Raw genomic sequence first — 25958 nt, 5'->3', positions numbered from 1 at the left:
CCCGTCCGCACGCGCGTCCGCCCCGACACCAAAGTGATGCCGGGGCGTGCGTTTTGTGAACGGCTTCCGGGGAACCGTGGCGCGGCTCAGTCCTCCGAAGCCGCCGTCGAGGCCGTCTTGGAGACGGTCGCCTTCTTCGTCGCGGCCTTGGTCGCGGTCTTCTTCGCGGCCGTGGTCGTCTTCGCGGCGGTCTTCTTGGCCGGCGCGGCCTTCTTCGCCGTCGCCTTCTTCGCGGGCGCCTTCTTCACCGTCTTCTTGGCGGGCCCCTTCGCCCGCTTCTCGGCGAGCAGCTCGTAGCCGCGCTCCGGGGTGATCTCCTCGACGCTGTCGCCGGAGCGCAGGGTCGCGTTGGTCTCCCCGTCGGTGACGTACGGCCCGAAGCGGCCGTCCTTGACGACGACCGGCCTCTGGCTGACCGGGTCCTGGCCCAGCTCCTTCAGCGGCGGCTTGGCCGCGGCCCGGCCGCGCTGCTTGGGCTGGGAGTAGATCTCCAGCGCCTCTTCGAGCGTGATCGTGAAGAGCTGGTCCTCGCTCTGGAGCGACCGCGAGTCCGTGCCCTTCTTGAGGTACGGGCCGTAGCGGCCGTTCTGCGCGGTGATCTCCACGCCCTCGGCGTCCGTGCCGACCACGCGCGGCAGCGACATCAGCCTGAGGGCGTCCTCCAGCGTGACGGTGTCCAGCGACATCGTCTTGAACAGCGAGGCCGTGCGCGGCTTGACGGCGTTCTTGCCGGTCTTCGGGGTGCCCTCGGGGAGCACCTCCGTGACGTACGGGCCGTAGCGGCCCGCCCGGGCGATGATCTGACGGCCCGTCTCCGGATCGGCGCCCAGTTCGAAGTCACCGCTCGGCTTGGCGAGCAGTTCCTCCGCGTACTCGACGCTCAGCTCGTCCGGGGCGAGGTCCTCGGGGACGTCGGCCCGCTGGTGGTTCTCGGAGTCCTTCTCGCCGCGCTCGATGTAGGGGCCGTAGCGGCCGACGCGCAGCACGATGCCGCTGCCCACGGGGAACGACGACACCTCGCGCGCGTCGATCGCGCCCAGGTCGGTCACCAGTTCCTTGAGGCCGCCGAGGTGGTCCCCGTCGCCGTTGCCCGCCTCGGCCGCTCCGCCGGTGCCCGCGCCCTCGCCGAAGTAGAACCGCTTCAGCCACGGCACGGCCCGCGCCTCACCGCGGGCGATGCGGTCGAGGTCGTCCTCCATCCTGGCGGTGAAGTCGTAGTCGACGAGCCGCCCGAAGTGCTTCTCCAGGAGGTTGACCACGGCGAAGGAGAGGAACGACGGGACGAGCGCCGTGCCCTTCTTGAAGACGTAACCGCGGTCGAGGATAGTGCCGATGATCGACGCGTACGTCGACGGGCGGCCGATCTCGCGCTCTTCCAGCTCCTTGACCAGCGAGGCCTCGGTGTAGCGGGCCGGGGGCTTGGTGGCGTGCCCGTCGACCGTGATCTCCTCGGCGGTGAGCGCGTCGCCCTCGCCGACCTGGGGGAGGCGGCGCTCGCGGTCGTCCAGCTCGGCGTTCGGGTCGTCGGCGCCTTCGACGTAGGCCTTCAGGAAGCCGTGGAAGGTGATCGTCTTGCCGGAGGCGCCGAACTCGACGTCCCGGCCGTCGGCGGCGGTGCCACCGATCTTCACCGAGACGCTGTTGCCCGTCGCGTCCTTCATCTGGGAGGCGACGGTCCGCTTCCAGATCAGCTCGTACAGCTTGAACTGGTCGCCGGTCAGGCCGGTCTCGGCAGGCGTACGGAAACGATCACCCGAAGGGCGGATCGCCTCGTGCGCCTCCTGCGCGTTCTTGACCTTCCCGGCGTACGTCCGCGGCTGCGCCGGCAGGTAGTCGGCGCCGTACAGCTGCGTGACCTGGGCGCGGGCGGCGTTGACCGCCGTGTCCGACAGGGTCGTGGAGTCGGTACGCATGTAGGTGATGAAGCCGTTCTCGTACAGCTTCTGGGCCACCTGCATGGTCGCCTTCGCTCCGAAGCCCAGCTTTCGCGAGGCCTCCTGCTGGAGCGTCGTCGTACGGAACGGCGCGTACGGCGAGCGCCGGTACGGCTTCGACTCGACGGACCGCACCGAGAACCGGGTGCTCTCCAGGGCGGCGGCCAGCGCGCGGGCACCCGCCTCGTCGAGGTGGAGGGTGTTCGCGCTCTTGATCTGTCCCAGGGAGTCGAAGTCGCGGCCCTGCGCGACCCGCCTGCCGTCGACGGTCTGGAGGCGGGCGACCAGCGACGACGGGTCCGACGAGTCTCCCGCGCGGCCGGTCAGGAAGGTGCCCGTCAGGTCCCAGTACTCAGCGGAACGGAAGGCGATGCGCTCGCGTTCCCGCTCCACGACGAGTCGGGTGGCGACGGACTGCACCCGGCCCGCCGACAGCTTCGGCATGACCTTCTTCCACAGCACCGGCGAGACCTCGTAGCCGTAGAGACGGTCGAGGATGCGGCGGGTCTCCTGGGCGTCGACCAGCTTCTGGTTCAGCTCGCGCGGGTTGGCGACGGCGGCCTGGATCGCGGCCTTGGTGATCTCGTGGAAGACCATCCGCTTGACCGGGACCTTGGGCTTCAGCACCTCCTGGAGGTGCCAGGCGATCGCCTCGCCCTCGCGGTCCTCATCGGTGGCGAGGAACAGCTCGTCGGAGTCCTTCAGCAGGTCCTTGAGCTTCTTGACCTGGGCCCTCTTGTCGGCATTGACCACGTAGACGGGCTGGAAGTCGTGATCGACGTCCACGCCGAGGCGGCGGACCTCGCCGGTGTACTTCTCCGGCACCTCCGCGGCGCCGTTGGGGAGGTCGCGGATGTGCCCGACGCTCGCCTCGACAACGTATCCGGGGCCGAGATAGCCCTTGATCGTCTTCGCCTTGGCAGGCGACTCGACGATGACGAGTCGGCGGCCGCCCTTCGCGGTCTCGCTGGTCGGGGACAACTTCGCTCTTCTCTCCGGTCGACGCTGGGGCCTCCCCAGGCCTTGCTCCCGGGGTCGGGTCATGGTGACGCTGCGGAGTGTGACGGTACATCCCGCCCCCGTGTCAAACGGGAAAAGCCCGCAACGGCCACTCGAACGGTAACCCGACTACCGCCATTCCTGCCGCCCGGAGTGTCCACCGGCTCTTTTTCCGCGCACCGGAGCGACGTCCGCCGGTTGTCCGCCGCCGATCCCTTGCGCGGATCCCACCAGGGCATCTCACCAGGGCACGGACACGCTCCGCGGAAGCCGTTCAGACGCGGGCGAGGCACCATGCGCCGACGGCGAGCGCGACGATCGCGGCGAGCGTCGCGACGGTCGCCGATGCGACGGGGCTCACACCCTGGGCGACGGGCTGCCGCTGTCGCACGCGCACCGCGGTCCACACGAGCAGACCGCCTCCGAACAGCGCGAACACCATCCCGGTGAAGATCGCCGGTCCACTCTCCATGATCGCCCGCGCTCCTTCTCTCCCACCCGCGCGTGTCCCGTCGCCCGGAGACTGGCACGCACGGGCGGCGCCCGGACGAACCCGAGGTGAACGCCGGGCCCACGGACGGGGGCGACGGGCCACCGGCGGGTGGTACGGCGGCAGGGGCGGCCGGCGGGGACGAGCCGTGGGTGCGAGATGCGCGGATGCGAGGAGCAGGCCGAGGGCGCGAGCGACACATGCGACGGTCCTCACATCCGTCCAGGACGCGGGGCCCTCGCCGACCGGACGTCCGGGCAGCGAGGCGGCCGGACGTCCCGGCGGCGAGGCGGCCGGACGACGAGGGCCCCGTGATCGGGCGACCCTCGTCGCCCTCCGTGCCGGGTGAGCACGCGTGACACTTCGAATACGGTGCCGCGGGTCCCGGTCTTCCCGGCGCCGCCGTTCTCCCCTGCCGTTCTCGTCACACCGTTTTTCCGCAATCCGTGGGCGCGGTTCGGTCGCCTGTGATCGCGAAGTGCCGGTGAGGGAAAGATGTTGGCCTGTTTCGCTCCCGGGCGGCTCAGGCCGGCTCGAGGAACCCCTGTTCCACCAGCAATCTGATCTGCGCGGGCGTACGGTCGCGCAGCAGGACGGGGTCCTCGCCGACCAGCTGCGCGATGGCGTCCAGGATCCGGCCCGCGCTCAGCGAGCCGTCGCACACGCCGGCGAACCCGGCGCCCACCGTGTCCACCTTGGTGGCGCGGCGCATGCCGCGGTGCTGGCGCAGCACCACGTGCTCCGGGTCCTCGGCGCCGGGCAGCCCGACCTGCTCCTGCACGACCTCCGCGGCGAGCCGGAAGTTCCCCGCCAGCAGGGCCGCGTCGTCGTGCCCGCGCAGATAGTCGACCCGTTCGAAGTGGGCCCTGACCGTGTCGCCGAGCGGCTGCTCGATGGAGTGCGGCCACTCCTCCACGGTGACGGTGGGCTCGTCGGACGCCGTCCTGCGCAGGGTGATCCAGCCGAAGCCGACAGCCTTCACCTTGCGCGCCTCGAACTCCTCGAGCCACGCGTCGTACCGCGCGCGGTACTCCGCCGGGTCGCCCTGGTGGTCCCCGGCGTCCCTGAGCCACAGCTCGGCGTACTGCGTGACGTCCTGCACCTCGCGCTGCACGATCCACGCGTCGCATCCGCGCGGCACCCACGACCTGAGTCTGTCCTGCCAGTCCTCCCCTTCGACGTGCTGCCAGTTGGCGAGGAACTGCGCGAACCCGCCCACGTTCAGCCGTTCCCCCGCTCCCTGAACGAGCGAGCGGCACAGATCGTCCCCGCCCATCCCGCCGTCGCGGTACGTCAGCCGGGCCCCCGGAGAGATGACGAACGGCGGGTTGGACACGATCAGGTCAAACGTCTCGTCGTCCCGGACCGGTTCGAACAGCGAGCCCTCGCGCAGATCGGCGGCGGGTGCGCCGGACAGGGCCAGGGTGAGCGCGGTGATGTGCAACGCGCGCGGGTTGAGGTCCGTCGCCGTCACGCGCGTGGCGTGCCGGGCGGCGTGCAGGGCCTGGATCCCGGAGCCGGTGCCCAGGTCCAGCGCGGCGGAGACCGGGGTGCGGACGGTGATCCCGGCGAGCGTCGTGGACGCCCCGCCGACGCCCAGGACGACGCCCTCGGCACGGCTGCCGACGCCGCCGGCCCCGCCGACGGCGCAGCCAAGGTCGGACACGATGAACCAGTCCTCGCCGTCCGGTCCGCCGTAGGGGCGTACGTCCACGGTCGCGGCGACGTCGTCCGCGCCCGCGCGCGTCAGCCAGCCGGTCTCCACGCACGCGTGCACGGGCAGCACGTCCTCCACGCGCGCGTACGGCACCGGCTGCTGGAGCAGGAAGAGACGGACGAGCGTCTCCAGTGGCGTGTCCCCGCGGGTCGCGCGCAGCGCGGGCACGGTCTCGCTGCGGGCGAGGGCCGCGTACGCGGGAGCGCCGAGCAGGTCGAGGAGGCCGTCGGCGGTGAAGGAGGCCGCGAGCAGGGCCTCGCGCAGCCGGGCGGCGACGTCGGGGTGGCCGGCGGAGGGCAGGGGGGACAGGGTGGCGTTACTCACGCCCCCATTGTGTCCCGCGGGCGGGCCGCACGCCCCGCCCCGGTCGGCCGACCGGCCCCCGCCGTCAGCTGGTCGTGGCCCGGGCCGACGACGAGGCCGCCACCTTCTTGCAGCTGTCCTGCTGGGCCATGGCGGACTTGACGTCGCCCTCCTCGAGGTTCTTCAGCGCGGTGTTGCCGCTCTTGCTGAGCTTGCCGAGTTCGGTGGCGATGTCCTGGAGTCCGTCGGCGAACTTCCCCTGGTCCTTCGTGTCGAGCGCGTCGACCTGCTTCTTCAGGCCGGCGTAGGAGGTGGACAGGCCGTTCAGGGCGGTCACGGCGTCCTGCTTCTTCTTCTCGCCGCCCTCGACACCGGGCGGCGTCCCCGCCTTCTGGATGGCCTGCGCGAGCGCCTTGTAGGCATCGGACATGTCCTGGAAGGCCTGGGAGTCGGTCTTCTGGACATTCACCGGGGCGTTGTTGTCGGTGGCGGCGCTCTTGATCGCGGCGTTGGCCGCGTCGACCTTCGCGTCCTGGGCGGGCAGCGCGTCGCAGACCTGCTTGGCCCAGGCGTCGAGTTCCTTGTTGCCGTCGTCGCTGCTGCTGCATCCCGACAACGCCAGTACGAGTACCGCACTGCCGGACAGTGCGGCCGCGAGCTTCTTGTTCACCGGATCGGTCCCTTCCATGGCTCTCGGCCCCGGAACATACACGCCGACCGGGCGACAACCCCAGGACGAATGTCCGATATGAAAATAAATGAAGCCATTTACACCAAGAGAGAGAAGGCTCACGACCCGGGTCCGCGCACGGCGGGGCGGGCGGACGACGCGTCAGCACGTGCCGTCCGCCCGCCCTTTGGGCTGCGGGCCGTTCCCGGACCCTACGAAACCACCGCCGGATCGGTGGACTTGGCCGGCTCGTCGGCGTTGTCTTCGTCACCCATGGCGATGCCGCGCCGCTTGGAGACGTAGACCGCGCCGACGATCACCACGAGCGCGAGGACCGCGATCGCGACCCGTACACCGAGGTTCTCGTCGCCGCCGTAGCTGAACTTGATCACCGCGGGCGCGATGAGCAGCGCCACCAGGTTCATGACCTTCAGCAGCGGGTTGATCGCGGGTCCCGCGGTGTCCTTGAAGGGGTCGCCGACGGTGTCGCCGATGACGGTCGCCGCGTGGGCCTCGCTGCCCTTGCCGCCGTAGTGACCGTCCTCGACGAGCTTCTTGGCGTTGTCCCAGGCACCGCCGGAGTTGGCGAGGAACACCGCCATCAGCGTGCCCGCGCCGATCGCGCCCGCGAGGAACGCGCCGAGGGCGCCGACGCCGAGCGTGAACCCGACGAAGATCGGCGCCAGCACCGCGAGCAGTCCGGGCGTGGCGAGTTCCCGCAGGGCGTCCCTGGTGCAGATGTCGACGACCTTGCCGTACTCGGGCTTCTCGCTGTAGTCCATGATCCCGGGCTTCTCCCGGAACTGCCGCCGCACCTCGTAGACCACGGAACCCGCCGAACGCGACACCGCGTTGATCGCCAGCCCCGAGAAGAGGAAGACGACCGCCGCGCCCGCGATCAGGCCGACCAGGTTGTTGGGCTGCGAGATGTCCATCATGAGGGTCATCGGCGCGCCGTCCCCGGAGAGCTTCTCGCCGACGTCCCGCGCGCCGGTGGTGATGGCGTCGCGGTACGACCCGAAGAGCGCCGACGCGGCCAGCACGGCCGTGGCGATGGCGATGCCCTTGGTGATGGCCTTGGTGGTGTTGCCGACGGCGTCGAGGTTGGTGAGCACCTGCGCTCCCGCCCCCTCCACGTCGCCGGACATCTCGGCGATGCCCTGCGCGTTGTCGGAGACCGGTCCGAAGGTGTCCATCGCGACGATCACACCGACCGTGGTGAGCAGGCCGGTGCCGGCCAGCGCCACCGCGAACAGCGCCAGCATGATCGACGTGCCGCCGAGCAGGAACGCCCCGTACACGCCCAGGCCGATCAGCAGGGCGGTGTACACGGCCGATTCGAGGCCCACGGAGATCCCGGCGAGGACGACGGTGGCCGGACCGGTCAGCGAGCTCTTGCCGATGTCGCGCACCGGGCGGCGCGTGGTCTCGGTGAAGTAACCGGTCAGCTGCTGGATGACGGCGGCCAGGAGGATGCCGATCGCCACGGCGACGACGGCCAGGACGCGCGGGTCGCCGTCCTTGCCCAGGATCGCCGCGTCGGTGACGCCGTCCAGGTCGGCGTACGTGCCGGGGAGGTAGACGAACACGGCCACGGCGACCAGCACGAGCGAGATCACCGCGGAGACGAAGAAGCCCCGGTTGATCGCGGACATGCCACTGCGGTCGGAGCGGCGCGGCGCGACCGCGAAGATGCCGATCATGGCCGTGATCACCCCGATCGCGGGCACGAGCAGCGGAAAGGCGAGGCCGGCGTCGCCGAAGGCCACCTTGCCGAGGATCAGCGCGGCGACCAGCGTCACGGCGTACGACTCGAACAGGTCGGCCGCCATGCCCGCGCAGTCGCCGACGTTGTCGCCCACGTTGTCGGCGATGGTCGCGGCGTTGCGCGGATCGTCCTCCGGGATGCCCTTCTCGACCTTGCCGACCAGGTCGGCACCGACGTCGGCGGCCTTGGTGAAGATGCCGCCGCCGACCCTCATGAACATCGCGATGAGCGCCGCGCCGAGACCGAAGCCCTCCAGTACCTTCGGCGCGTCGGCCGCGTACACCAGCACCACGCACGAGGCGCCGAGCAGACCGAGCCCGACCGTGAACATGCCGACCACGCCGCCCGTGCGAAATGCGATCTTCATCGCTTTGTGCGAAACGGCGGTGAGATCCTTTTCCGGTTCCCCTTCCGCCGGAGTCGCTTCCCGGGCCGCGGCGGCTACACGCACGTTGCTGCGCACGGCGAGCCACATGCCGATATAGCCGGTGCCCGCCGAGAACACCGCGCCGACCAGGAAGAAGATCGATCGTCCGGCGCGTTGATTCCAGTCGTCCGCGGGCAGCAGCATGAGCAGGAAGAACACCACGACGGCGAATACGCCGAGTGTGCGCAGTTGCCGGGTCAGGTAGGCGTTGGCGCCCTCCTGGATCGCCGCCGCGATCTTCTTCATGCTCTCGGTGCCCTCGCCCGCCGCGAGCACCTGGCGCAGCAGCACGCCCGCGACCACGAGCGCGGCCAGCGCGACGACCGCGATGACCACCACGAGGAGTCGGTTGCCGTCGGTCAGCACGGCGGCCGCGAAGGTTGTGGAGTGGTCCAACCGATGAGGGAGAGAAAGCCCCGCCATTCGTCCTCCTTGACGCTTGGGCTGAGCTCAAGATGTGGACGGATTCTAGGTACCGGAACCAGATCAAAACAGTGTGCGGCAAACGGAATTCACCTTCGCTCGAAAATCCGTCACGGTAATGCCCTCAAGGCATTGTCCTTCGTGAATGGATTCACGAAACTCCGGCAAGATTCACTTGTCCGTCCGGCAAGATTCACTTTTTCAAGATTCACTTGCTGGCACCACTGTAAGCGCGCCGTCGCACCTGCGCACATGCCGAAGGGCCCCACCTCGTGGGGCCCTTCGGGTACGTGTGCGTCCGGCTGGGCCGAACGGGAAGCGCCGGGGTCAGCCGAGCGTCGCGGCCGACGGTGTGGTCGGCCACGTCATACGGATCAGCCCGCCGTGTTCGCCGGCGGTGACCTCCACGTCGTCGACGAGGCCGCTGATGACCGCGAGGCCCATCTCGTCCTCCTCGGCGTCCGCGTCGATGTCACCGGAACCCGGCGCCCGGTCGCCGGGCGCGACCCGCGGAGCCTCGTCGCCCACCTCGATGGAGAACTGCTTCTCCTCCTCGATGAGCGACACCTTCACCGGGGCGGTGATGCCACCGCTCTGATGGAGTCCGACGGCACGGGAGCAGGCTTCGCCGACGGCGAGCCTGACCTCGTCGAGAACGGCCTCGTCCACTCCGGACCTGCGCGCCACCGCTGCCGCCACCAGTCGGGCGGTCCTGACGTGCTCGGGCAGCGCGCTGAAGCGGAGTTCAACGGTGGCCATGCATCCCCCTCGGAACTACGGGCGTGCTGTCGGGGGGCCGGGCTGCCGAAAGCCCGGTACCCCGGTGTGTTCAACTGGGCCGTCCGGGCCACACGGACCCGGACGGGGTGGTCAGTCGGTGGCCGCGACCGCTTCGTCGACCGAGGTGTGAATCGGGAACACCTTGGTCAGACCGGTGATGCGGAAGATCTTCAGAATGCGCTCCTGGTTGCAGACCAGGCGCAGCGAGCCCTCATGGGCACGCACGCGCTTCAAGCCACCGACCAGCACGCCGAGCCCGGTGGAGTCGAGGAAGTCCACGCCCTCCATGTCGACGACAAGGTGGAAATTGCCGTCGTTCACCAGCTCGACCAGCTGCTCGCGCAACTTGGGCGCGGTATATACGTCGATTTCGCCACCGACCTCGACGACCGTACGATCGCCGACGGTACGGGTCGACAGGGACAGGTCCACGGATCCTCCAGCACCTTGCTATCGAGCGGTCGTCCCTCGGAACACCTGAGCAGGAGCCCCCGGGACGGTACGCCAGCCGCGATGGCATTCAATCACTTACCGGCAGGCGTGCACGACGCCTTGGCTCCATTGTCCGTCACGCCAGTGACACACTCGGTGCCGATGGCCAAGAATCACCGATCCGATCGACCCCCGGCACAGCCCGCGCCCCGCCTGTCGCCGGGCCGGATCCTGGACCGGCTCGCCCCGGGACCGAACCGGGCGTCGCGCATCACTCATACGGAGCATGTGCCCCCGCGCGCGGGCCGCCATGCCGTCTGGCCTGACCGGATTCGTCCGGAGGTCATCGCGGCCCTGCAGGCCTGCGGCATCGAGCACCCCTGGGCACACCAGGCCGCCGCCGCGGAGCACGCCCTGGACGGCGAGTCGGTGGTCGTCGCGACCGGAACCGCCTCCGGCAAGTCTTTGGCGTATCTCGTACCGGTCCTGTCCAGCCTCCTGGACGGCTCGCAGGCGCCGAACGGACGTGGCGCCACGGCGCTGTACCTGGCACCGACCAAGGCGCTGGCGGCCGACCAGTGCCGATCCGTGAAGGAACTTTCACAACCGCTGGGCACCGCGGTACGCCCTGCGGTGTACGACGGCGACACGCCGGTCGAGGAACGCGAGTGGATCCGCCAGTACGCCAACTACGTCCTCACCAACCCGGACATGCTGCACCGCGGCATCCTGCCGTCCCACCCCCGCTGGTCCTCCTTCCTGAAATCGCTGAAGTACGTCGTCATCGACGAGTGCCACACCTACCGCGGCGTGTTCGGCTCCCACGTGGCCCAGGTGCTGCGCCGCCTGCGCCGTCTGTGCGCCCGCTACGGCGCCTCCCCCGTCTTCCTGCTGGCCTCCGCCACGGCAGCCGAGCCCTCGGTGGCCGCCGGCCGCCTGACCGGCCTCCCGGTGGTCGAGGTGGCCGACGACGCCTCACCACGCGGCGAACTGGTGTTCGCGCTCTGGGAGCCGCCGCTCACCGAGATGCAGGGCGAGAAGGGCGCCCCCGTCCGTCGCACCGCCATCGCCGAGACCGCCGACCTCCTCACCGACCTGGCCGTCCAGGGCATCCGCACCGTGGCTTTCGTCCGCTCCCGGCGCGGCGCCGAGCTGATCTCCCTCATCGCCCAGGAACGCCTCGCCGAGGTGGACCGTTCGCTGTCCGGGCGTGTCGCGGCCTACCGCGGCGGCTACCTCCCCGAGGAACGCCGCGCCCTGGAGCAGGCCCTGCACTCGGGTGAACTCCTCGGCCTGGCCGCCACGACCGCCCTCGAACTCGGGATCGACGTCTCGGGTCTGGACGCCGTCCTCATCGCCGGGTATCCCGGTACCCGGGCCTCGCTGTGGCAGCAGGCAGGACGGGCGGGGCGATCGGGTCAGGGGGCGCTGGCCGTGCTGGTCGCCCGGGACGACCCGCTGGACACCTTCCTCGTCCACCACCCGGAAGCCCTGTTCGACCGACCGGTGGAATCGACCGTCCTGGACCCCGACAACCCCTACGTCCTCGCCCCGCACCTGTGCGCGGCCGCCGCCGAACTCCCCCTCACCGAGGAGGATCTGGCGCTGTTCGGTCCCGAGACCGAGGCTCTGCTGCCCCAGTTGGAGGCCGCGAGGCTGCTGCGCCGCCGGACGAAGGCCTGGCACTGGACCCGCCGCGAGCGGGCCGCCGACCTCACGGACATCCGGGGCGGAGGCGGCCGGCCGGTCCAGATCGTCGAGTCCGGCACGGGCCGTCTGCTCGGCACGGTCGACGAGGGCGCCGCCCACTCTGCCGTCCACGAGGGAGCGGTCCATCTGCACCAGGGCCGCACCTACCTGGTGCGCTCCCTGGATCTGGAGGACTCGGTGGCCCTGGTCGAAGAGGCGAATCCGCCGTACACGACGGTCGCCCGCGACACGACGGCGATCTCCGTGCTGGAGACGGACGTCGAGATCCCCTGGGGTGAGGGCCGGTTGTGCTACGGCTCCGTCGAAGTCACCAACCAGGTGGTCTCCTTCCTGCGCCGGCGCGTCATCACCGGTGAAGTGCTGGGCGAGTCGAAGCTCGACCTCCCTCCTCGTACGCTGCGCACGAGAGCCGTGTGGTGGACGGTCACCGAGGACCAACTGGACGCCGCCCGCATCGACCCCGAGATCCTCGGTGGAGCCCTGCACGCCGCCGAGCACGCGTCCATCGGCATGCTGCCCCTCTTCGCGACCTGCGACCGCTGGGACATCGGCGGCGTCTCGATCCCCCTGCACCCCGACACCCTCCTCCCCACGGTCTTCGTCTACGACGGCCATCCCGGCGGCGCGGGCTTCGCCGAGCGTGCCTTCCACACGGCCCGCTCCTGGCTCACAGCCACCCGCCAGGCCATCGCCTCCTGCGAGTGCGAGGCAGGCTGCCCGTCCTGCATCCAGTCCCCCAAGTGCGGCAACGGCAACGACCCCCTGCACAAGAGAGGCGCGGTCAGGCTCCTGACGGAACTGCTGCGGGGCGCGCCGGCGGAGGACGGCGGGCCGGCCGACGACGGCAGGACGGCGGAGGGCTCCAAAACGGTGCAGGACGACAGGACGATGGAGAACGGCGGGACGCTGGAGGAGAGGGGGCCGGGAGAGCGGATGGAGTAGGAGGTGCGGCGCGGGGCCGCTCAGGGGCGGGACAGGGAGGCCACCGTCGCCTCCTCCGGCAGCGGCGGCCCCGCGGGCCCCGCCCGGGCCCGCACCTCCACCGTGAACGGCCCCCGTCCCGCCGCCGCTGTCACGTCCGACACCTCCCCCACCACCACGCATCGCACCAACCGTGCGCCCTGGGTCCGAGCCAACCGGTCCGCGCGGGCGCAGGCCGCCCCGGTGCCGTCCGTCCAGCGCTCCGCGGCCGCGAGTGCCGCGAGGTCGGCACCCCCGGCGGCGCGGTGCCGGGCCAGGACAGCCTGCCCGAGCGCGAGTACGACGCCGAAGACCACACACAGCACGGCGAGCACAGCGAGAGTCCATACGGTCGCGGACCCACGATCGGTCCGGCCTCGACTCCGTGCCACGAGAGCGTCCCTCCAGCCGCGGGGCCCTTCCACTCCCCAGGGCGTCCCACGGGCAGGAGCGCCGACACCGCCTCCCCTCCGGCGCCGATGTCCGGCAGCACTCCAGCCCGCCCGGAAACGCGCCCCGCCTCTCCCCCGCTCCCTCACGGTCCCGCCTCCGATCCGGCCCCGGCCCCGCCGCCGTCCACTGTGATCCCCCCGTCCTCCGCCGCCGCCACGGCTTCCTCCCGTACCTCGAACGGCAACCCGCGCAGCACCGGCGGCTTCGCCACGACCACCACCCGGACCTGGTCGCCCTCCCGGGTGACCGACACCCGCGCCCCACGCGGTGCCGTCGCCCGCGTCACTTCCACGACCGCGTCGGCCGGGTCCTGCCGGGCGGCGGCCCGGGCGCCGGTCCTGGCCGCGTCCACGCACTGGATCTGGGCGGCCATGACCAGCAACCCCCAGACCAGCGCCATGGCGAACGCCACCAGCACCGGCAGCACCACGGCCGCCTCCGCCGTCACGAACCCCCGGTCCCCGCCTCGCGGCCGGTTCCGCTCACGTGCCCGCACTGAGTGCCCGCTTCACGATGTCCTGCAACTCCGCCGCGACCGCCCCGCTCGTCACGACCTGGTAGAGGGCCACGGCGAACGCCACCGCCGCAACGATTCCCATCGCGTACTCGGACGTCACCATCCCCGCGTCCCTCCGCGCCGCACGCGCCCGGCACACCATGCGCACCAGGAAACGCAGCCTCGCTCGTACCGTCTTGCTCATTTCGACCCCCGTGAGTCTCGATCCCACTCATCGATGACCGGTCCTCGTGGACCAGCCGACCTGCTCGACCTGCTCGACCTGCTTCAGCCGCCTCCCTTGCCGTGCTTCTCCAACCGCTCGAACTCACAGGACGGACCCGCCGACCGCCTTGCCCGGCCCGGACCGACCGGCACGGCCGCCCCTCAGATCCCCCTCACGGCCCACCCCCTCCCAGCACCCCGCCCGCCAGGCCGATCACCACGGGCACGATGCCCACGACGATGAAGGCGGGCAGGAAGCACAGCCCTACCGGTGCGGTGACCATGACGGCGGCTCGTCGGGCCCGGGCTGTGCCGGCGCGGGCCCAGTCGGCTCGGGCGTCGGCCGCGATCCGGGCAACCGGCATCGCCGCCGGGAGACCGGACACGGCGGCCCGCTCCAACAGCCGGGCCAACGCCTCCGCTCCGGGCGCCGCCGCCAACCTCTTCCAGGCGCCGGCGGGTTCGCCTCCCAGACGCACCTCGGCGGCACCACGTGCCAACGCCCCTCCGACAGGTCCGTCGAGTGCTTCCCCCACGGCTTGCGCCGCGATCACCGGCCCCGCCCCCGCCGCGATGCACGCGGCCAGCAGGTCGGCCGCGAGCGGCAGCTGCCGGGCCGCGGCCCGCGCGTCGGCCTCACTCATCGACTCCGTCGCCTGCCGCCTGCGGCGCCACCACCACAGCACCGCCGCCCCGGTCAGCCCCAGGCCGAGACCGATGCCCCCGCCGCCCACCATCCACCCGGCGCCCACCACCGCCGCCTCCGGCAGCCACCGGCGTACGGCCTCCCGCATCCCGGGCCGCGGGATCTCCGGCTTCGCCGAGCGGGCCAGCACCTCGGCGAGCCGCTGCCTCGCCCGCCGCCGACGCCGCAGGGTGTCCGCGCACCGCACGGCCCATCCGAGGGCCATGAGGATCCCCACGGCCACCCCCAGCCTGTGGACGACTTCCGCACTCATCCCGCCTCCCTCCCACTCGCTCGTTCTCCGGTCGCCTCACCCGGCCGACCTGCGCAAACCCGCCTCGCACTACCTCTTCCGCCCGCCTCACGCCCCCTCCGCACCCCGCATGATCCGCAGCGCCCACCACATCCCCAGCCCCTCCAGCACCCCGCCGACGAACAGGCACCCGAGGCCGGCCCCGGTGTGCAGCAGGACCTGCAACGGGTCCGCGCCGAGTGCCGTGCCCAGGAGGAGGCCCAGGACCGGCAGGCCGGCGAGCATCACCGCGGTGGAGCGAGCCCCCGCCAACTGAGCTTTCAGGTCGGCGCGTTGGTCGCGTTCGGCGCGCAACGCCCCTTCGAGGCGGTCGAGTCCGGCTGCGAGCCCCGCTCCCTGGTCCACGGCGACCCGCCAGCACGCAGCGAGCCCCAACAGACCGTCGGCTCCGGGCTGCCGTGCCGCACCGGTCAGTGCGCCGGGCACATCCCCGCCGAACCGGGCGGCCGCCAGCACGGCCGCCTGGGCCTCGCCGAGCCCTCCCGAGTCGCGGGCGGCGCGCTGCAAGGCCTCACCGGGTTGCCTCCCGGAGCGCACCTCCCCGGCGAGCGCCGCGCACAGCGCGATCACCGCGTCAGCCCGGCGTTCGCCCGCCCGCCGCGCCGACCGGGCCCGCCGCGCACGGCGCAGCAGGGGCACTCCTGCCGCCCCCGCGGCGACCGGCAGTACCGAGCCGCCGAGCACGGCCACGAGCAGTCCGACGACCGGTGACCACCACTCGGGCCGCCAGCGTCCGCGCACACGCCGCAGGCGGTGCGCCAGGTCCTGCCATGACGGTGGCCCGCTGCCGGCCGCCTCGTCCCCGGCCAGCAGCAACTGTGCCCGCCGAAGCGCCGAGTACGGTCCGCCCCACAGCAGAACCGCCACCCCGGCACAGGCAACGGCCGCGCTCATCGGCACCTCACCCATCCCGCCTGTCACGCTCATGGCTCCCCTCGCTCCTCTCGCTTCGCAGCAGTTCCCTCAGCCGCTCCCAGCCGCGCTCGTACGCGAACGCATCCGACTGCCACCGCAGCGCCGGCACGGTCCGCACCAGCCCCGAGGGGTCCCGCTCCAGCACATGCACCTCGGCGATCCGTCGTCGCCCGGCCGGGTCGCGCACAAGGTGCAGCACCACGGACAGCGCGGCCGCCAACTGACTGTGCAGAGCCGCCCGGTCGAGCCCGGCCGCCGTGCCCAGCGCCTCGAGCCGGGCGGGGACATCGGCGGCGGCATTGGCGTGGACCGTCCCGCACCCGCCCTCGTGGCCGGTGTTGAGCGCGGCCAGCAGGTGGACGACCTCCGCTCCGCGCACCTCGCCCACGACCAGCCGATCCGGCCGCATCCGCAGCGCCTGCCGCACCAGGTCCTCGAGCGTGACCAGCCCGGCGCCCTCCTGGTTGGCCGGCCTGGTCTCCAGCCGGACGACGTGCGGGTGGTCCGGTCGCAGCTCCGCCGAGTCCTCCGCCAGCACGATCCGCTCTCCCGGCCCGACCAGCCCCAACAACGCGCTGAGCAGAGTCGTCTTCCCGGTGCCGGTGCCTCCGCTGACCAGAAAGGACAGCCGGGCCCGCAGCAGTGCCCGCAGCACCTCGTCCCCACCCGGCGGCACCGTGCCCGCGGCCACGAGTTCGTCCAGGGTGAACGCCCGCGGCCGTACCACTCGCAGCGCCAGGCAGGTACAGCCGACGGCCACCGGGGGCAGTACGGCGTGCAGCCTGGTTCCGTCGGGCAGCCGCGCGTCGGCCCAGGGCCGGGCGTCGTCCAGGCGGCGTCCGGCCACCGCGGCCAGACGCTGCGCGAGGCGCCGTACGGCGGCCGCATCCGGGAAGGAGACGGTGGTCAGCTCCAGGCCGCCGCCCCGGTCGACCCAGACCCGGTCGGGGGCCGACACCAGGACGTCGGTCACCGACGGGTCGGCGAGCAGTGGCTCCAGCGGGCCGCTGCCGACCAGCTCGGACCGCAGTTGTTCGGCCGCCCCGAGCACTTCCGCGTCCCCGAGGACACGCCCCTGTTCACGCAGCGCCTGCGCGACGCGTGCGGGGGTCGGTTCGGCTCCGCTCTCGGCGAGCCATTGCCGTACGCCGTCGAGGAGGGCGCCGGATCCTCGCGGGCGGTCGAGCCGGGGCGCAGTGCTCATACGGCGCCCGCCTCGGTCAGTGCCCGCTCCCAGAACTCCTTGCAGAAACGGGCGAGCGGTCCGCGCGCGGACCCGCCGGGCGGTGCCTTGCCGCCGTCCGGGCGCAGCAGGCCGGATTCGACGGGCACCTCGCCGGCCAACGGCAGTCCGAGGAGGCGGGACACTTCACGGTCGTCGAGTCCGGGGGCGTACGGACCGCGTACCGCCACCCTCAGGTCGCGCAGGACCATGCCGACGGCGGACGCGACTCGTCCGGCCGCCGCGACGGCGCGCAGTTCGGCGGGGACCACGAGGAGGCCGACGTCGAGCTGGGCGAGGACCTCGGCGACCCCGTCATCGATGCGCCGCGGCAGGTCGACGACGACCGTGCCGCCGCGGCGGCGGGCGGCGGCGAGCACTGCCCGCACGGCCTGTGGCGGGATGGCGACACAGTCGCCGCGGTCCCAGCTGAGCACGCGCAGCTGATGCAGCGCGGGCAGCGACTCCTCCAGGGCTCCGCCGCCGACGCGCCCGCGCGAGGCGGCGAATGCCGGCCAGCGCAGGCCTTCGACGGTCTCGCCGCCGAGCAGTACGTCGAGTCCGCCGCCCAGTGGATCCGCGTCCACCAGGAGGGTGCGCAGTCCCTCACGCGCGGAGGTGACGGCGAGAGCGCAGGCGAGCGTGGACGCACCGGCCCCGCCGCGCCCGCCGACGACTCCCACGGTGAGGGCGGGCCGCCCGACGCCCTCGGCGACGTCGGCGATCCGGTCGACGAGCCACTGCTCGCCGTCGGGCAGCACCAGGACGTGGTCGGCGCCGATCTCGACGGCCCTGCGCCACACCCCTGAGTCGTCCTGATCGTGCCCCACGAGGACCACTCCGCGGCGGCGGGCGGCGCCGCGCACGCGGCGCACTGCGTCGTCGCCGACCAGGACGAGCGGTGCGGACTCCCAGCCGCCCCGCTGTGCGGGCACCGAATGGTGCACCTCAGGGGTGGCGCCGGCCGCGGCGCACAGCCGCAGCAGGTCGTCGAGGAGTGCCGCGTCCTCGGTGACGATCAGTGGCCTGCCCTGCCGCCCTCCGGCGGCGGGCGGCGGGTCGTGTGTGACGGCTCCGGTCACGGTTTTCCTCCCCCTTCGCCGCGTGGCGCGCAGTCCTCTGCGGCCCCGCGAATCCCGTACGTGTGGAGAACCGGCACCCGGTCTCCCTATGAAGGTCCGCCGGAAACCGGCTCGGGCGACCGGCAAACGGAACCGGCCCGGAACTCGGTGCGAGCGAACGTGTGGGATTCACGGTGCAACGAAGCCGGAAATCGTGTGGATCTTGGTGGATAACTGTGGACCGGTGGGGAGTTGTGAATATCACCGTCACCCGTACCGGTGAGCGCCGTCCGCCCTGTGCACGACGCCCGCAGAGCAGCCCGTACGCTACGGAGAGTGACAGGTCGCGGGCGCGCCGAAGAGGCGACCTCTGTCGCGTCGGTACGGGAGCAGGTCCGCGCAAGGAGGGGAAAACCCGTCCGGACATGCGACGACCCCCGCCGGGGGGGAGAGCGGGGGTCGTCTCCACGGCCGACTCGGGGGGGGGAGGAGTCGGACCGGGTTAGCACGGTCGCGAACGATCCGTGACTTCCATGGTGTACCCGAGAGCCTTCTCAGGCAAACCCACACGCCGACCTTACGCCGAATGAGCTGCCCCTATGCTCAAGGGTGTGGAAAACCACTCCTTGCCCCGCACAGCGGCCTTCTTTGACCTGGACAAGACGGTCATTGCGAAGTCGAGCACACTCACCTTCAGCAAGTCCTTCTACCAAGGCGGGCTGATCAACCGCAGGGCGGCCTTGCGTACCGCATATGCGCAGTTCGTCTTCCTCGTCGGCGGTATGGACCACGACCAGATGGAGCGGACTCGCGAGTACCTCTCCGCGATGGTCCGCGGCTGGAACGTCCGACAGGTGAAGGAGATCGTCGCCGAGACCCTTCACGATCTGATCGACCCACTCATCTATGACGAGGCGGCCTCCCTGATCGAGCAGCACCACACCGCCGGCCGCGACGTCGTGATCGTGTCCACATCGGGCGCCGAAGTGGTCGAGCCGATCGGCGAGCTGCTCGGCGCGGACCGCGTGGTGGCCACCCGGATGGTCGTGGGCGAGGACGGCTGCTTCACCGGGGAGGTGGAGTACTACGCGTACGGTCCGACCAAGGCCGAGGCCGTCAGGGAACTGGCGGAGTCCGAGGGCTACGACCTCGCGCGTTGTTATGCCTACAGCGACTCGGCGACCGACCTGCCGATGCTGGAGGCGGTCGGCCACCCGCACGCCGTGAATCCGGACCGCGCGCTGCGCCGTGAGGCCGTCGCGCGCGAGTGGCCGATCCTGGACTTCCACCGGCCGGTGCGGCTCAAGCAGCGGATTCCGGGGTTCTCCGTCCCGCCCCGTCCGGCGCTCGTCGCGGTGGCGGCGATAGGAGCCGCGGCGGCCACGGCGGGGCTGGTCTGGTACGTCAGCCGGCGGCGGGCGGCGGCGACCGCCTGAGCTGCGCTCACGCCCCCCGCCCGATTACTACCTATTTGAGAGTAAAAGTAAAGAACGGACGCCAGCACTTCCGCTTGCCGGGGTCCTGGAGTACAAAGGAGTCAACGGCCCGCGAGACCAAGGACATCCGAGAGGATCACCTTAATACCGCATTTGGCCCCACGGACCGAAGCATGAACACCGAGCACCCACGCGACGTCGACCCGTCGATTACGGGCCAGCCGCACCAGGTGACGGGCGAAGTTCCCGACCTGATGGGCATATATCGAGGACGCTTGGTAACCCGGTGAACATGCCAGCGGCGGTACGAGACCTCGTACCGCCGCAACTCTTTTCCGGCTTCTTCCGGGTTTCCCGGCCCCCTCGGGGACGCCTTTTCCGTCACGCCGCCCCGCGCTGAAGCGCCTCGCACACCGCTGTCGACTCGCGGGCCCCCAGTTCCACCGCCCTGCCGCAGTGGGTGATCCAGGCCGCCATGCCTTCCGGGGTGCCGGAGACATAGCCGTCGAGGGCCGCGAGGTAGGCCGCCCGGCCCAGTTCCGCATGGCCCACCTCGGCGGGGCAGACCGACTTGGGGTCGAGGCCGCTGCCGATCAGCACGATGCGCTCGGCGGCGCGCGCCACCAGGCCGTTGTGCGAGGCGAAGGGCCGGAGGGCGAGGAGCTCGCCGTGGACGACGGCGGCGGTGACCAGAGCAGGCGCGGAACTCCCCGCGAGGATCAGCTCGGACAGCCCCTCCAGCCGGCCGGAGACCTCGTCCGCACCCGGCAGGGGCAGCTCGATCAGCGGCTCGTCGATCGCCTCGCCCGACCGCCTCGGCCGTCCCACCTCGTCAGCGCCGGTCGCCGCGGCGACCAGGTGCAGCCGCGCCAGCACCCGCAAGGGGGATTGCCGCCAGATGGACAGCAACTGGCCCGCCTCGGCGGTCAGCCGCAGCGCCGCGCCGACGACCCGTGCCTCGTCGTCGGCTCCGAAGTCGCTGCGCCGACGCACCTCCTCCAGGGCCCAGTCCGCCCCGGACAGCGCCGCCGAGCCGCGGGAGCCGCGCAGGGCGGCCTCGGAGGTGATCGCCGTGCTGCGTCGTCGCATGACGCGGTGCCCGTAGACGCGGTCCACGGCTTTGCGCACGGTCTCGACGGAGTCGGCCACCCCGGGCAGCGACCCCAGGGCTGCGAGCGGATCGGCGGTAGCGCCTGTCGTACTCATGAGTACGACACTACGCAACGGAGGCGCGGACCCCACGAAGGAGTGGTCTTCTTCACGTGGAAGCGCGACGCAGTGCATACACGGCACTACTCTTGGTGAACATGAAAATTGCTTTCGTCGGGAAGGGCGGTAGCGGCAAGACCACGCTGTCCTCCCTCTTCGTCCGCCATCTCGCGGCCGGTGGCGCGCCGGTGATCGCGGTCGACGCGGACATCAACCAGCACCTGGGCACCGCACTCGGGCTCGACGAGGCAGCGGCCGCGGCGCTGCCCGCGATGGGGGACCTGCTGCCGCTGATCAAGGACTATCTGCGCGGCTCCAACCCCCGCATCGCCTCCAGCGAGACGATGATCAAGACGACCCCGCCGGGCGAGGGTTCGCGGCTGCTGCGGGTGTCGGAGGACAACCCGGTGTACGACGCGTGCGCCCGGCCGGTGGAACTCGACGGCGGTGCCGTCCGTCTGATGGTCACGGGCCCCTTCACGGACGCCGACCTGGGGGTCGCCTGCTACCACTCCAAGACGGGAGCGGTGGAGCTGTGCCTGAACCACCTGGTGGACGGCCGCGACGAGTACGTGGTCGTCGACATGACGGCGGGTTCGGACTCCTTCGCCTCCGGCATGTTCACCCGTTTCGACATCACGTTCCTCGTCGCCGAGCCGACCCGGAAGGGGGTCTCCGTCTATCGCCAGTACAAGGAGTACGCCCGTGACTTCGGCGTCGAACTGAGAGTGGTGGGCAACAAGGTCCAGGGCCAGGACGACCTCGACTTCCTCCGCGCCGAGGTCGGGGACGACCTGCTCGTGACGGTCGGCCACTCGGACTGGGTGCGCGCCATGGAGAAGGGCCGCCCGCCTCGGTTCGACACCCTGGAGGACGCCAACCGCCGCGCGCTGGATCTGCTGCGGACGACCGCCGACTCGGCGTACGAGCGGCGCGACTGGGGGCGCTACACGCGGCAGATGGTGCACTTCCACCTGAAGAACGCCCAGTCGTGGGGGAACGAACGGACGGGGGCCGACCTGGCTGCGCAGATCGACCCCGGTTTCGTCCTCGGCGAGAGCCTGACCGCCTCGGTGTGACGGTCGCGCGCGACCCCCGCCGCCCACGGCCGACCGCTACCGCTTGACCGTCGGCGCCCCGGGCACGCCCTTCGGGGCCGGGGCGGAACTGCCGGAGAGGAAAGACGCCCAGCCCTGCTTCGGGGCCTCGCCGACCCCGAGGCCGCGCAGCTTGGCCAGGGTCTGCGGGTCCTGGGCGTCCAGCCAGTCCGCGAGCTGCCGGAAGGAGACGCAGCGCACCTCCTCCTTGGTGCACACGTTCTCCACGACCTCCTCGACGGCGCGCATGTACGTGCCGCCGTTCCAGGACTCGAAGTGGTTGCCGATGATCAGCGGCGCACGGTTGCCGTCGTAGGCCCTCTGGAAACCCCTGAGCAGACCGTCACGCATCTGGTCGCCCCAGTACTCGTGCTGGGCGGGGTCGCCCTGGGTGACGGTGCCGGACTGGTTGACCATGAAGTTGTAGTCCATGGTGAGCTGCTCGAAGGAGTGACCGGGGAAGGGCACGAGCTGCATGGACAGATCCCACAGACCCTCCTTCTTACCGGGCCAGACCTGGTTGTTGACGCCGCTGGTGTCGTAGCGGAAGCCCAGTTCCCGGCCGGCCCTGCGGAAGTTCTCCTGCCCTTCGAGGCAGGGGGTGCGGGCGCCGATGAGTTCCTTGTCGTAGTCGAAGGGCAGCGGGGCCTCCTTCGCCATGCCGGTGTTGGTCTTCCAGGTCTTCACGAACTGCTTGGCCTGGGCGATCTCCTCCTTCCACTCCTCGACCGACCATTCGCCGACGCCGCCGCCCTTGCCGCAGAAGTGGCCGTTGAAGTGGGTGCCGATCTCGTTGCCCTCCAGCCACGCCAGGCGGAGCTGCTTCACGGTGTCGGCGATGCCCTGCTCGTCGTTGAAGCCGATGTCGGAGCGGCCCGGCGAGTGCTGGGGCGGCCTGTAGAGGTCGCGCTTGTGCTCCGGCAGCAGGTACACGCCACTGAGGAAATAGGTCATGGTGGCGTTGTTCTCCTTGGCCACCTTGCGGAAGTGGGAGAACAGCCGCTGACTGTCCTCGCCCGCGCCGTCCCACGAGAAGACGACGAACTGCGGTGGCTTCTGCCCCGGCTTGAGGCGCTCCGGTCTGGGCAGATGGGGCTGGGCCCCGGTGAACGCGGTGGAGCCGTCGCCGATGAGGCGAACGGCGTTCCCGGGTGCGGGGGCCGCCGGCTTCGCCTTCTGGGGCCCCGACATCCCTCCTTCAGAACCGTGGGAACCGCTGGTTCCCGTAGCGCAGCCAGCGAGCGACGCGACCGCCGCGGCGATCACGGCGCCCGCGGCGATCCTCTGGGTGGCGGCCATCTTCCGCCCACCTTCTTCCTTCTCCAGGGCCAACAACGGCGCCGTCAACGTCGCACGAGGCCCGAAAAGGAATTAATACGACAAGCCGACCAAATGCTTAGTTCGCTCACCCGAGTGATTGATTGACCCATTTGCACGAAAAATCCATGCTTGGCCTTTACTCTGCATTACGATTCGTTTACCGATAGTTGATCCATCCCGCCGCTGTATGCCGTGACCCACGGCCGCAAATGCGACCGCGCAGCCCCGGAGGAGACGGGAAACATGTCAGCCTGCGTCCCCACTCGTACGCCGGACTCGCCACAGACCGAGCGCGTCCACCCACCCCACAGCCCCCCGCCCGCACCGCACCGCCGCTTCCACGTGGCGGGCGCCGACGTGTCCGCCGCGATCGCGGTCTTCCTCATCGCCCTGCCCCTGTCCCTGGGCATCGCCCTGGCCACCGGCGCCCCCCTCCAGGCGGGCCTGGTCGCCGCAGCCGTCGGCGGGCTCGTCGCCGGACGGTTCGGCGGCTCGCCTCTCCAGGTCAGCGGGCCCGCCGCCGGCCTGACCGTCGTCACCGCCGACCTCATCCACCGCTACGGCTGGCGGACCACCTGCGCCATCACCGTCCTGGCCGGACTCGCCCAACTCGGCCTCGGCTGCCTGCGCGTGGCCCGCAGCGCGCTCGCCGTCAGCCCCGCCATCGTGCACGGCATGCTCGCGGGCATCGGTGTCACCATCGCCGTCGCCCAGCTGCACATCGTCCTCGGCGGCAGGCCGCAGAGCTCCGTACTCGACAATCTGCGTTCTCTGCCCGCCCAGTTGCTCGACCTGCACCCGGCCGCGGTGGCGGTCAGCGTTCTCACGCTGACCCTGCTGCTGCTCTGGCCGCGCCTGCCCGGCCGCCTGGGCGGTCTGCTGCGCAAGGTGCCCGCCGCGCTGGTCGCCGTCACCGGGGCCACCGCGACCGCCGTGTCCGCCGGGCTCACCCAGCCCCGGGTCGAGCTGCCGTCCTGGAGCAGCCATGCCCTGGCGGGGCTGCCGGAAGGGCCGGTGCTCGGACTCGTCGCCGCCGTCCTCACCATCACGCTGGTGTGCAGCGTGCAGTCGCTGCTCGGCGCGGTCGCCGTGGACAAGCTGATCGCCGCCCGCCCCGGTCTGCCCGCCCGGGTCGGCCGCTCCGATCTCGACCGCGAACTGCTCGGCCAGGGTGCCGCCAACCTGGTCTCCGGCGCACTGGGCGGGCTGCCCGTCGCGGGCGTGGCGGTACGCAGTTCCGCGAATGTGCACGCCGGTGCCGTCAGCCGGAACTCCACCATGCTGCACGGCGTTCTCGTAGTAGTCGCCGCGCTGCTGATGGTCCCGGTCCTGGAGCTGATCCCGCTCGCCTCGCTCGCAGCCCTGGTCATGGCCGTCGGCATCCAGATGGTGTCCCTGCACCACATCCGCACGGTGACCCGCCACCGAGAGGTGCCGGTGTACGCCATCACCACCCTGAGCGTGGTGTTCCTCGGCGTCCTGCAGGGCGTCACTCTGGGGATCGCCGTAGCCGTCGCCGTCTCCATGCACCGCCTCGCCCGCACCCGCATCACCCACGACGAGGAGGAAGGAACCCATCACGTACACGTAAGAGGACAGCTGACGTTCCTGGCAGTGCCACGCCTCAGCCGCGCTCTGCACCACGTGCCCCAAAGCGCCCGTGTGATCGTCGAGTTGGACGGTTCCTTCATGGATCACGCGGCGTACGAGACACTGCAGGACTGGCAGAGAACGCACACCGCGCAGGGCGGCTTCGTCGAACTGACCGGCCGCCGCTCCGGCGGGGGGACCGTCCACTCCGGTTCCGGCAGCGAGGACGACGAACCTGCCGTCCCGCCCGTCGGAGTCGCCGTCTCCGCCGGCACGGCGGACAGTCCGCTCACCGGCTGTCGCTGCCGTCCCTGGACACCCTGGCGCAACCACCAGTGCGACGGGCCGATGTCGGCTCCGCCGCCCGGTGCCCGCGCCACGGAGCACCAGGAGGGCCTGCCGGAGGAGCCGTCCGGCGAAGAACCGGACGGACGGACCGGCGCACTCCCCGCGGAGTTCGCGGAGTCCGGCCGGTCGGCCGCCGCGAACGGGTCCGCCACGCCACCGGCACTCACCGAGCCGACCGGACAGGCCGAACAGAACCCCCACACCCAGCGGGTCGAACAGGCCGGCCCCACCGAGCAGACCGAGCGTGCCGAAGCCCCCGGTGCCGCCGGCTCCCGGCCCAGTGCGCGTCAGCTGCTCCGCGGGATCAGCGCGTTCCAGCGGAACACCGCACCGCTGGTGCGGGGTGAGCTGGCGCGGCTGGCTCGGGAAGGGCAGCAGCCGTCCCAGCTGTTCCTCACCTGCGCCGATTCACGGCTGGTCACGTCGATGATCACCTCCAGTGGTCCCGGCGACCTGTTCGTGGTGCGCAATGTGGGCAACCTCGTGCCACCACCCGGCCAGGAGAGCGGCGACGACTCGGTGGCGGCCGCGATCGAGTACGCGGTGGACGTGCTGAAGGTGCGGTCCATCACGGTCTGCGGGCACTCCGGTTGCGGGGCCATGCAAGCGCTGCTCAACGCCGAACCGGGTGATGCGCAGACGCCGTTGCAGCGGTGGCTGCGGCACGGGCTGCCCAGCCTGGAGCGGATGGCCGACGCCGGCCGGCCCCGGGCACGGCTGGCCGGGCGGGCGGCCGCCGACGCGGTCGAGCAGCTGTGCCTGACCAACGTGGTCGAGCAGCTGGACCATCTGCGGGGTCACGAGTCGGTGGCGCGGTCGCTGCGGGCCGGTGAGCTCGAGCTGCACGGCATGTACTTCCACGTGGGCGAAGCACAGGCGTACCTGCTCGGTGAGGACAGCACGGGCGAGGGCGAGCCCGAGGTGTTCGACCATGTGGGGGTGGTGGACCTGAGCGCGTGAACGACCGGGGCGGGG

20 protein-coding genes are annotated in these 25958 nt (G+C 71.3%); 4 read left to right on the top strand and 16 right to left on the bottom strand.

Going from position 1 to position 25958, the window contains the following annotated elements; all coding sequences use genetic code 11:
* Positions 1–86: 86 nt before the first annotated feature.
* The 7 genes from topA to bldG form a co-directional block, all read right to left on the bottom strand.
* Positions 87–2915, bottom strand: a complete 2829-nt coding sequence (gene topA / locus ACH4N1_RS07095) for a type I DNA topoisomerase (protein WP_398095086.1) — start codon at positions 2913–2915, stop codon at positions 87–89.
* Positions 2916–3207: 292 nt separating this feature from the next.
* On the bottom strand, positions 3208–3405 hold the full coding sequence (locus ACH4N1_RS07090; RefSeq protein WP_398095085.1) for a hypothetical protein: 198 nt from the start codon (positions 3403–3405) through the stop codon (positions 3208–3210).
* 541 nt (positions 3406–3946) lie between these two features.
* Positions 3947–5464, bottom strand: a complete 1518-nt coding sequence (locus ACH4N1_RS07085; protein WP_398095083.1) for a methyltransferase — start codon at positions 5462–5464, stop codon at positions 3947–3949.
* A gap of 64 nt (positions 5465–5528) precedes the next feature.
* On the bottom strand, positions 5529–6131 hold the full coding sequence (locus ACH4N1_RS07080; protein ID WP_398095082.1) for a small secreted protein: 603 nt from the start codon (positions 6129–6131) through the stop codon (positions 5529–5531).
* Between the two features lie 194 nt (positions 6132–6325).
* Positions 6326–8731: a sodium-translocating pyrophosphatase gene (locus tag ACH4N1_RS07075; RefSeq protein WP_398095080.1), complete on the bottom strand. Its 2406-nt coding sequence runs from the start codon at positions 8729–8731 to the stop codon at positions 6326–6328.
* 327 nt (positions 8732–9058) lie between these two features.
* Positions 9059–9490 (bottom strand): ATP-binding protein, encoded by a 432-nt coding sequence (locus tag ACH4N1_RS07070; RefSeq protein WP_398095079.1) that lies wholly within the window; start codon positions 9488–9490, stop codon positions 9059–9061.
* 111 nt (positions 9491–9601) lie between these two features.
* Positions 9602–9943: an anti-sigma factor antagonist BldG gene (gene bldG / locus ACH4N1_RS07065; RefSeq protein ID WP_009189842.1), complete on the bottom strand. Its 342-nt coding sequence runs from the start codon at positions 9941–9943 to the stop codon at positions 9602–9604.
* Positions 9944–10024: 81 nt separating this feature from the next.
* Here bldG and ACH4N1_RS07060 point away from each other — a divergent pair, with 81 nt between their 5' ends.
* The gene (locus ACH4N1_RS07060; RefSeq protein ID WP_398095077.1) at positions 10025–12595 is read left to right on the top strand and encodes a DEAD/DEAH box helicase; all 2571 of its coding nucleotides are present in this window, start codon (positions 10025–10027) and stop codon (positions 12593–12595) included.
* Positions 12596–12615: 20 nt separating this feature from the next.
* Here the strand turns inward: ACH4N1_RS07060 and ACH4N1_RS07055 are convergent, their stop codons facing one another.
* The 7 genes from ACH4N1_RS07055 to ssd form a co-directional block, all read right to left on the bottom strand.
* Positions 12616–12948, bottom strand: a complete 333-nt coding sequence (locus tag ACH4N1_RS07055) for an Rv3654c family TadE-like protein (RefSeq protein ID WP_398095076.1) — start codon at positions 12946–12948, stop codon at positions 12616–12618.
* Positions 12949–13148: 200 nt separating this feature from the next.
* Positions 13149–13514, bottom strand: a complete 366-nt coding sequence (locus ACH4N1_RS07050; protein ID WP_398095074.1) for a TadE family type IV pilus minor pilin — start codon at positions 13512–13514, stop codon at positions 13149–13151.
* Positions 13515–13548: 34 nt separating this feature from the next.
* Positions 13549–13767: a DUF4244 domain-containing protein gene (locus ACH4N1_RS07045; RefSeq protein WP_398095072.1), complete on the bottom strand. Its 219-nt coding sequence runs from the start codon at positions 13765–13767 to the stop codon at positions 13549–13551.
* Between the two features lie 193 nt (positions 13768–13960).
* Positions 13961–14746, bottom strand: coding sequence for a type II secretion system F family protein (locus ACH4N1_RS07040; RefSeq protein ID WP_398095070.1), 786 nt, complete (start codon positions 14744–14746; stop codon positions 13961–13963).
* An 87-nt stretch (positions 14747–14833) separates the two neighbouring features.
* Positions 14834–15694 carry a type II secretion system F family protein gene (locus ACH4N1_RS07035; protein WP_398095271.1) on the bottom strand — a complete coding sequence of 287 codons (861 nt, stop codon included), beginning with the start codon at positions 15692–15694 and terminating at the stop codon, positions 14834–14836.
* Positions 15687–16904 carry a TadA family conjugal transfer-associated ATPase gene (locus ACH4N1_RS07030; protein WP_398095068.1) on the bottom strand — a complete coding sequence of 406 codons (1218 nt, stop codon included), beginning with the start codon at positions 16902–16904 and terminating at the stop codon, positions 15687–15689. Before ACH4N1_RS07030 ends, ACH4N1_RS07035 begins: the two co-directional genes overlap by 8 nt.
* Positions 16901–18004 (bottom strand): septum site-determining protein Ssd, encoded by a 1104-nt coding sequence (gene ssd, locus ACH4N1_RS07025; RefSeq protein ID WP_398095067.1) that lies wholly within the window; start codon positions 18002–18004, stop codon positions 16901–16903. Before ssd ends, ACH4N1_RS07030 begins: the two co-directional genes overlap by 4 nt.
* A gap of 578 nt (positions 18005–18582) precedes the next feature.
* Here ssd and ACH4N1_RS07020 point away from each other — a divergent pair.
* Positions 18583–19419 (top strand): HAD family hydrolase, encoded by an 837-nt coding sequence (locus tag ACH4N1_RS07020; protein WP_398095065.1) that lies wholly within the window; start codon positions 18583–18585, stop codon positions 19417–19419.
* Positions 19420–19800: 381 nt separating this feature from the next.
* Here the strand turns inward: ACH4N1_RS07020 and ACH4N1_RS07015 are convergent, their stop codons facing one another.
* A complete protein-coding gene (locus ACH4N1_RS07015; protein WP_398095064.1) occupies positions 19801–20625 on the bottom strand; it encodes an oxidoreductase in 825 nt (274 codons plus the stop codon).
* Between the two features lie 101 nt (positions 20626–20726).
* Between ACH4N1_RS07015 and ACH4N1_RS07010 the strand changes: the two genes are divergently transcribed.
* Positions 20727–21707 carry an ATP-binding protein gene (locus ACH4N1_RS07010; protein WP_398095063.1) on the top strand — a complete coding sequence of 327 codons (981 nt, stop codon included), beginning with the start codon at positions 20727–20729 and terminating at the stop codon, positions 21705–21707.
* A 36-nt stretch (positions 21708–21743) separates the two neighbouring features.
* Here ACH4N1_RS07010 and ACH4N1_RS07005 read toward each other — a convergent pair whose 3' ends face one another.
* Positions 21744–23024 (bottom strand): hypothetical protein, encoded by a 1281-nt coding sequence (locus tag ACH4N1_RS07005; protein WP_398095061.1) that lies wholly within the window; start codon positions 23022–23024, stop codon positions 21744–21746.
* Positions 23025–23288: 264 nt separating this feature from the next.
* Here ACH4N1_RS07005 and ACH4N1_RS07000 point away from each other — a divergent pair, with 264 nt between their 5' ends.
* Complete coding sequence (locus ACH4N1_RS07000; RefSeq protein WP_398095059.1) at positions 23289–25943, top strand: SulP family inorganic anion transporter; 2655 nt, start codon at positions 23289–23291, stop codon at positions 25941–25943.
* The last annotated feature ends 15 nt before the right edge of the window (positions 25944–25958 follow it).

Origin of the sequence: Streptomyces sp. NPDC017202, from assembly GCF_044331705.1 — a bacterium.
GTDB lineage: Bacteria > Actinomycetota > Actinomycetes > Streptomycetales > Streptomycetaceae > Streptomyces.
The sequence above is the reverse complement of the archived record's forward strand: the minus strand, read 5'-3'. Positions and strand labels throughout refer to the sequence as shown.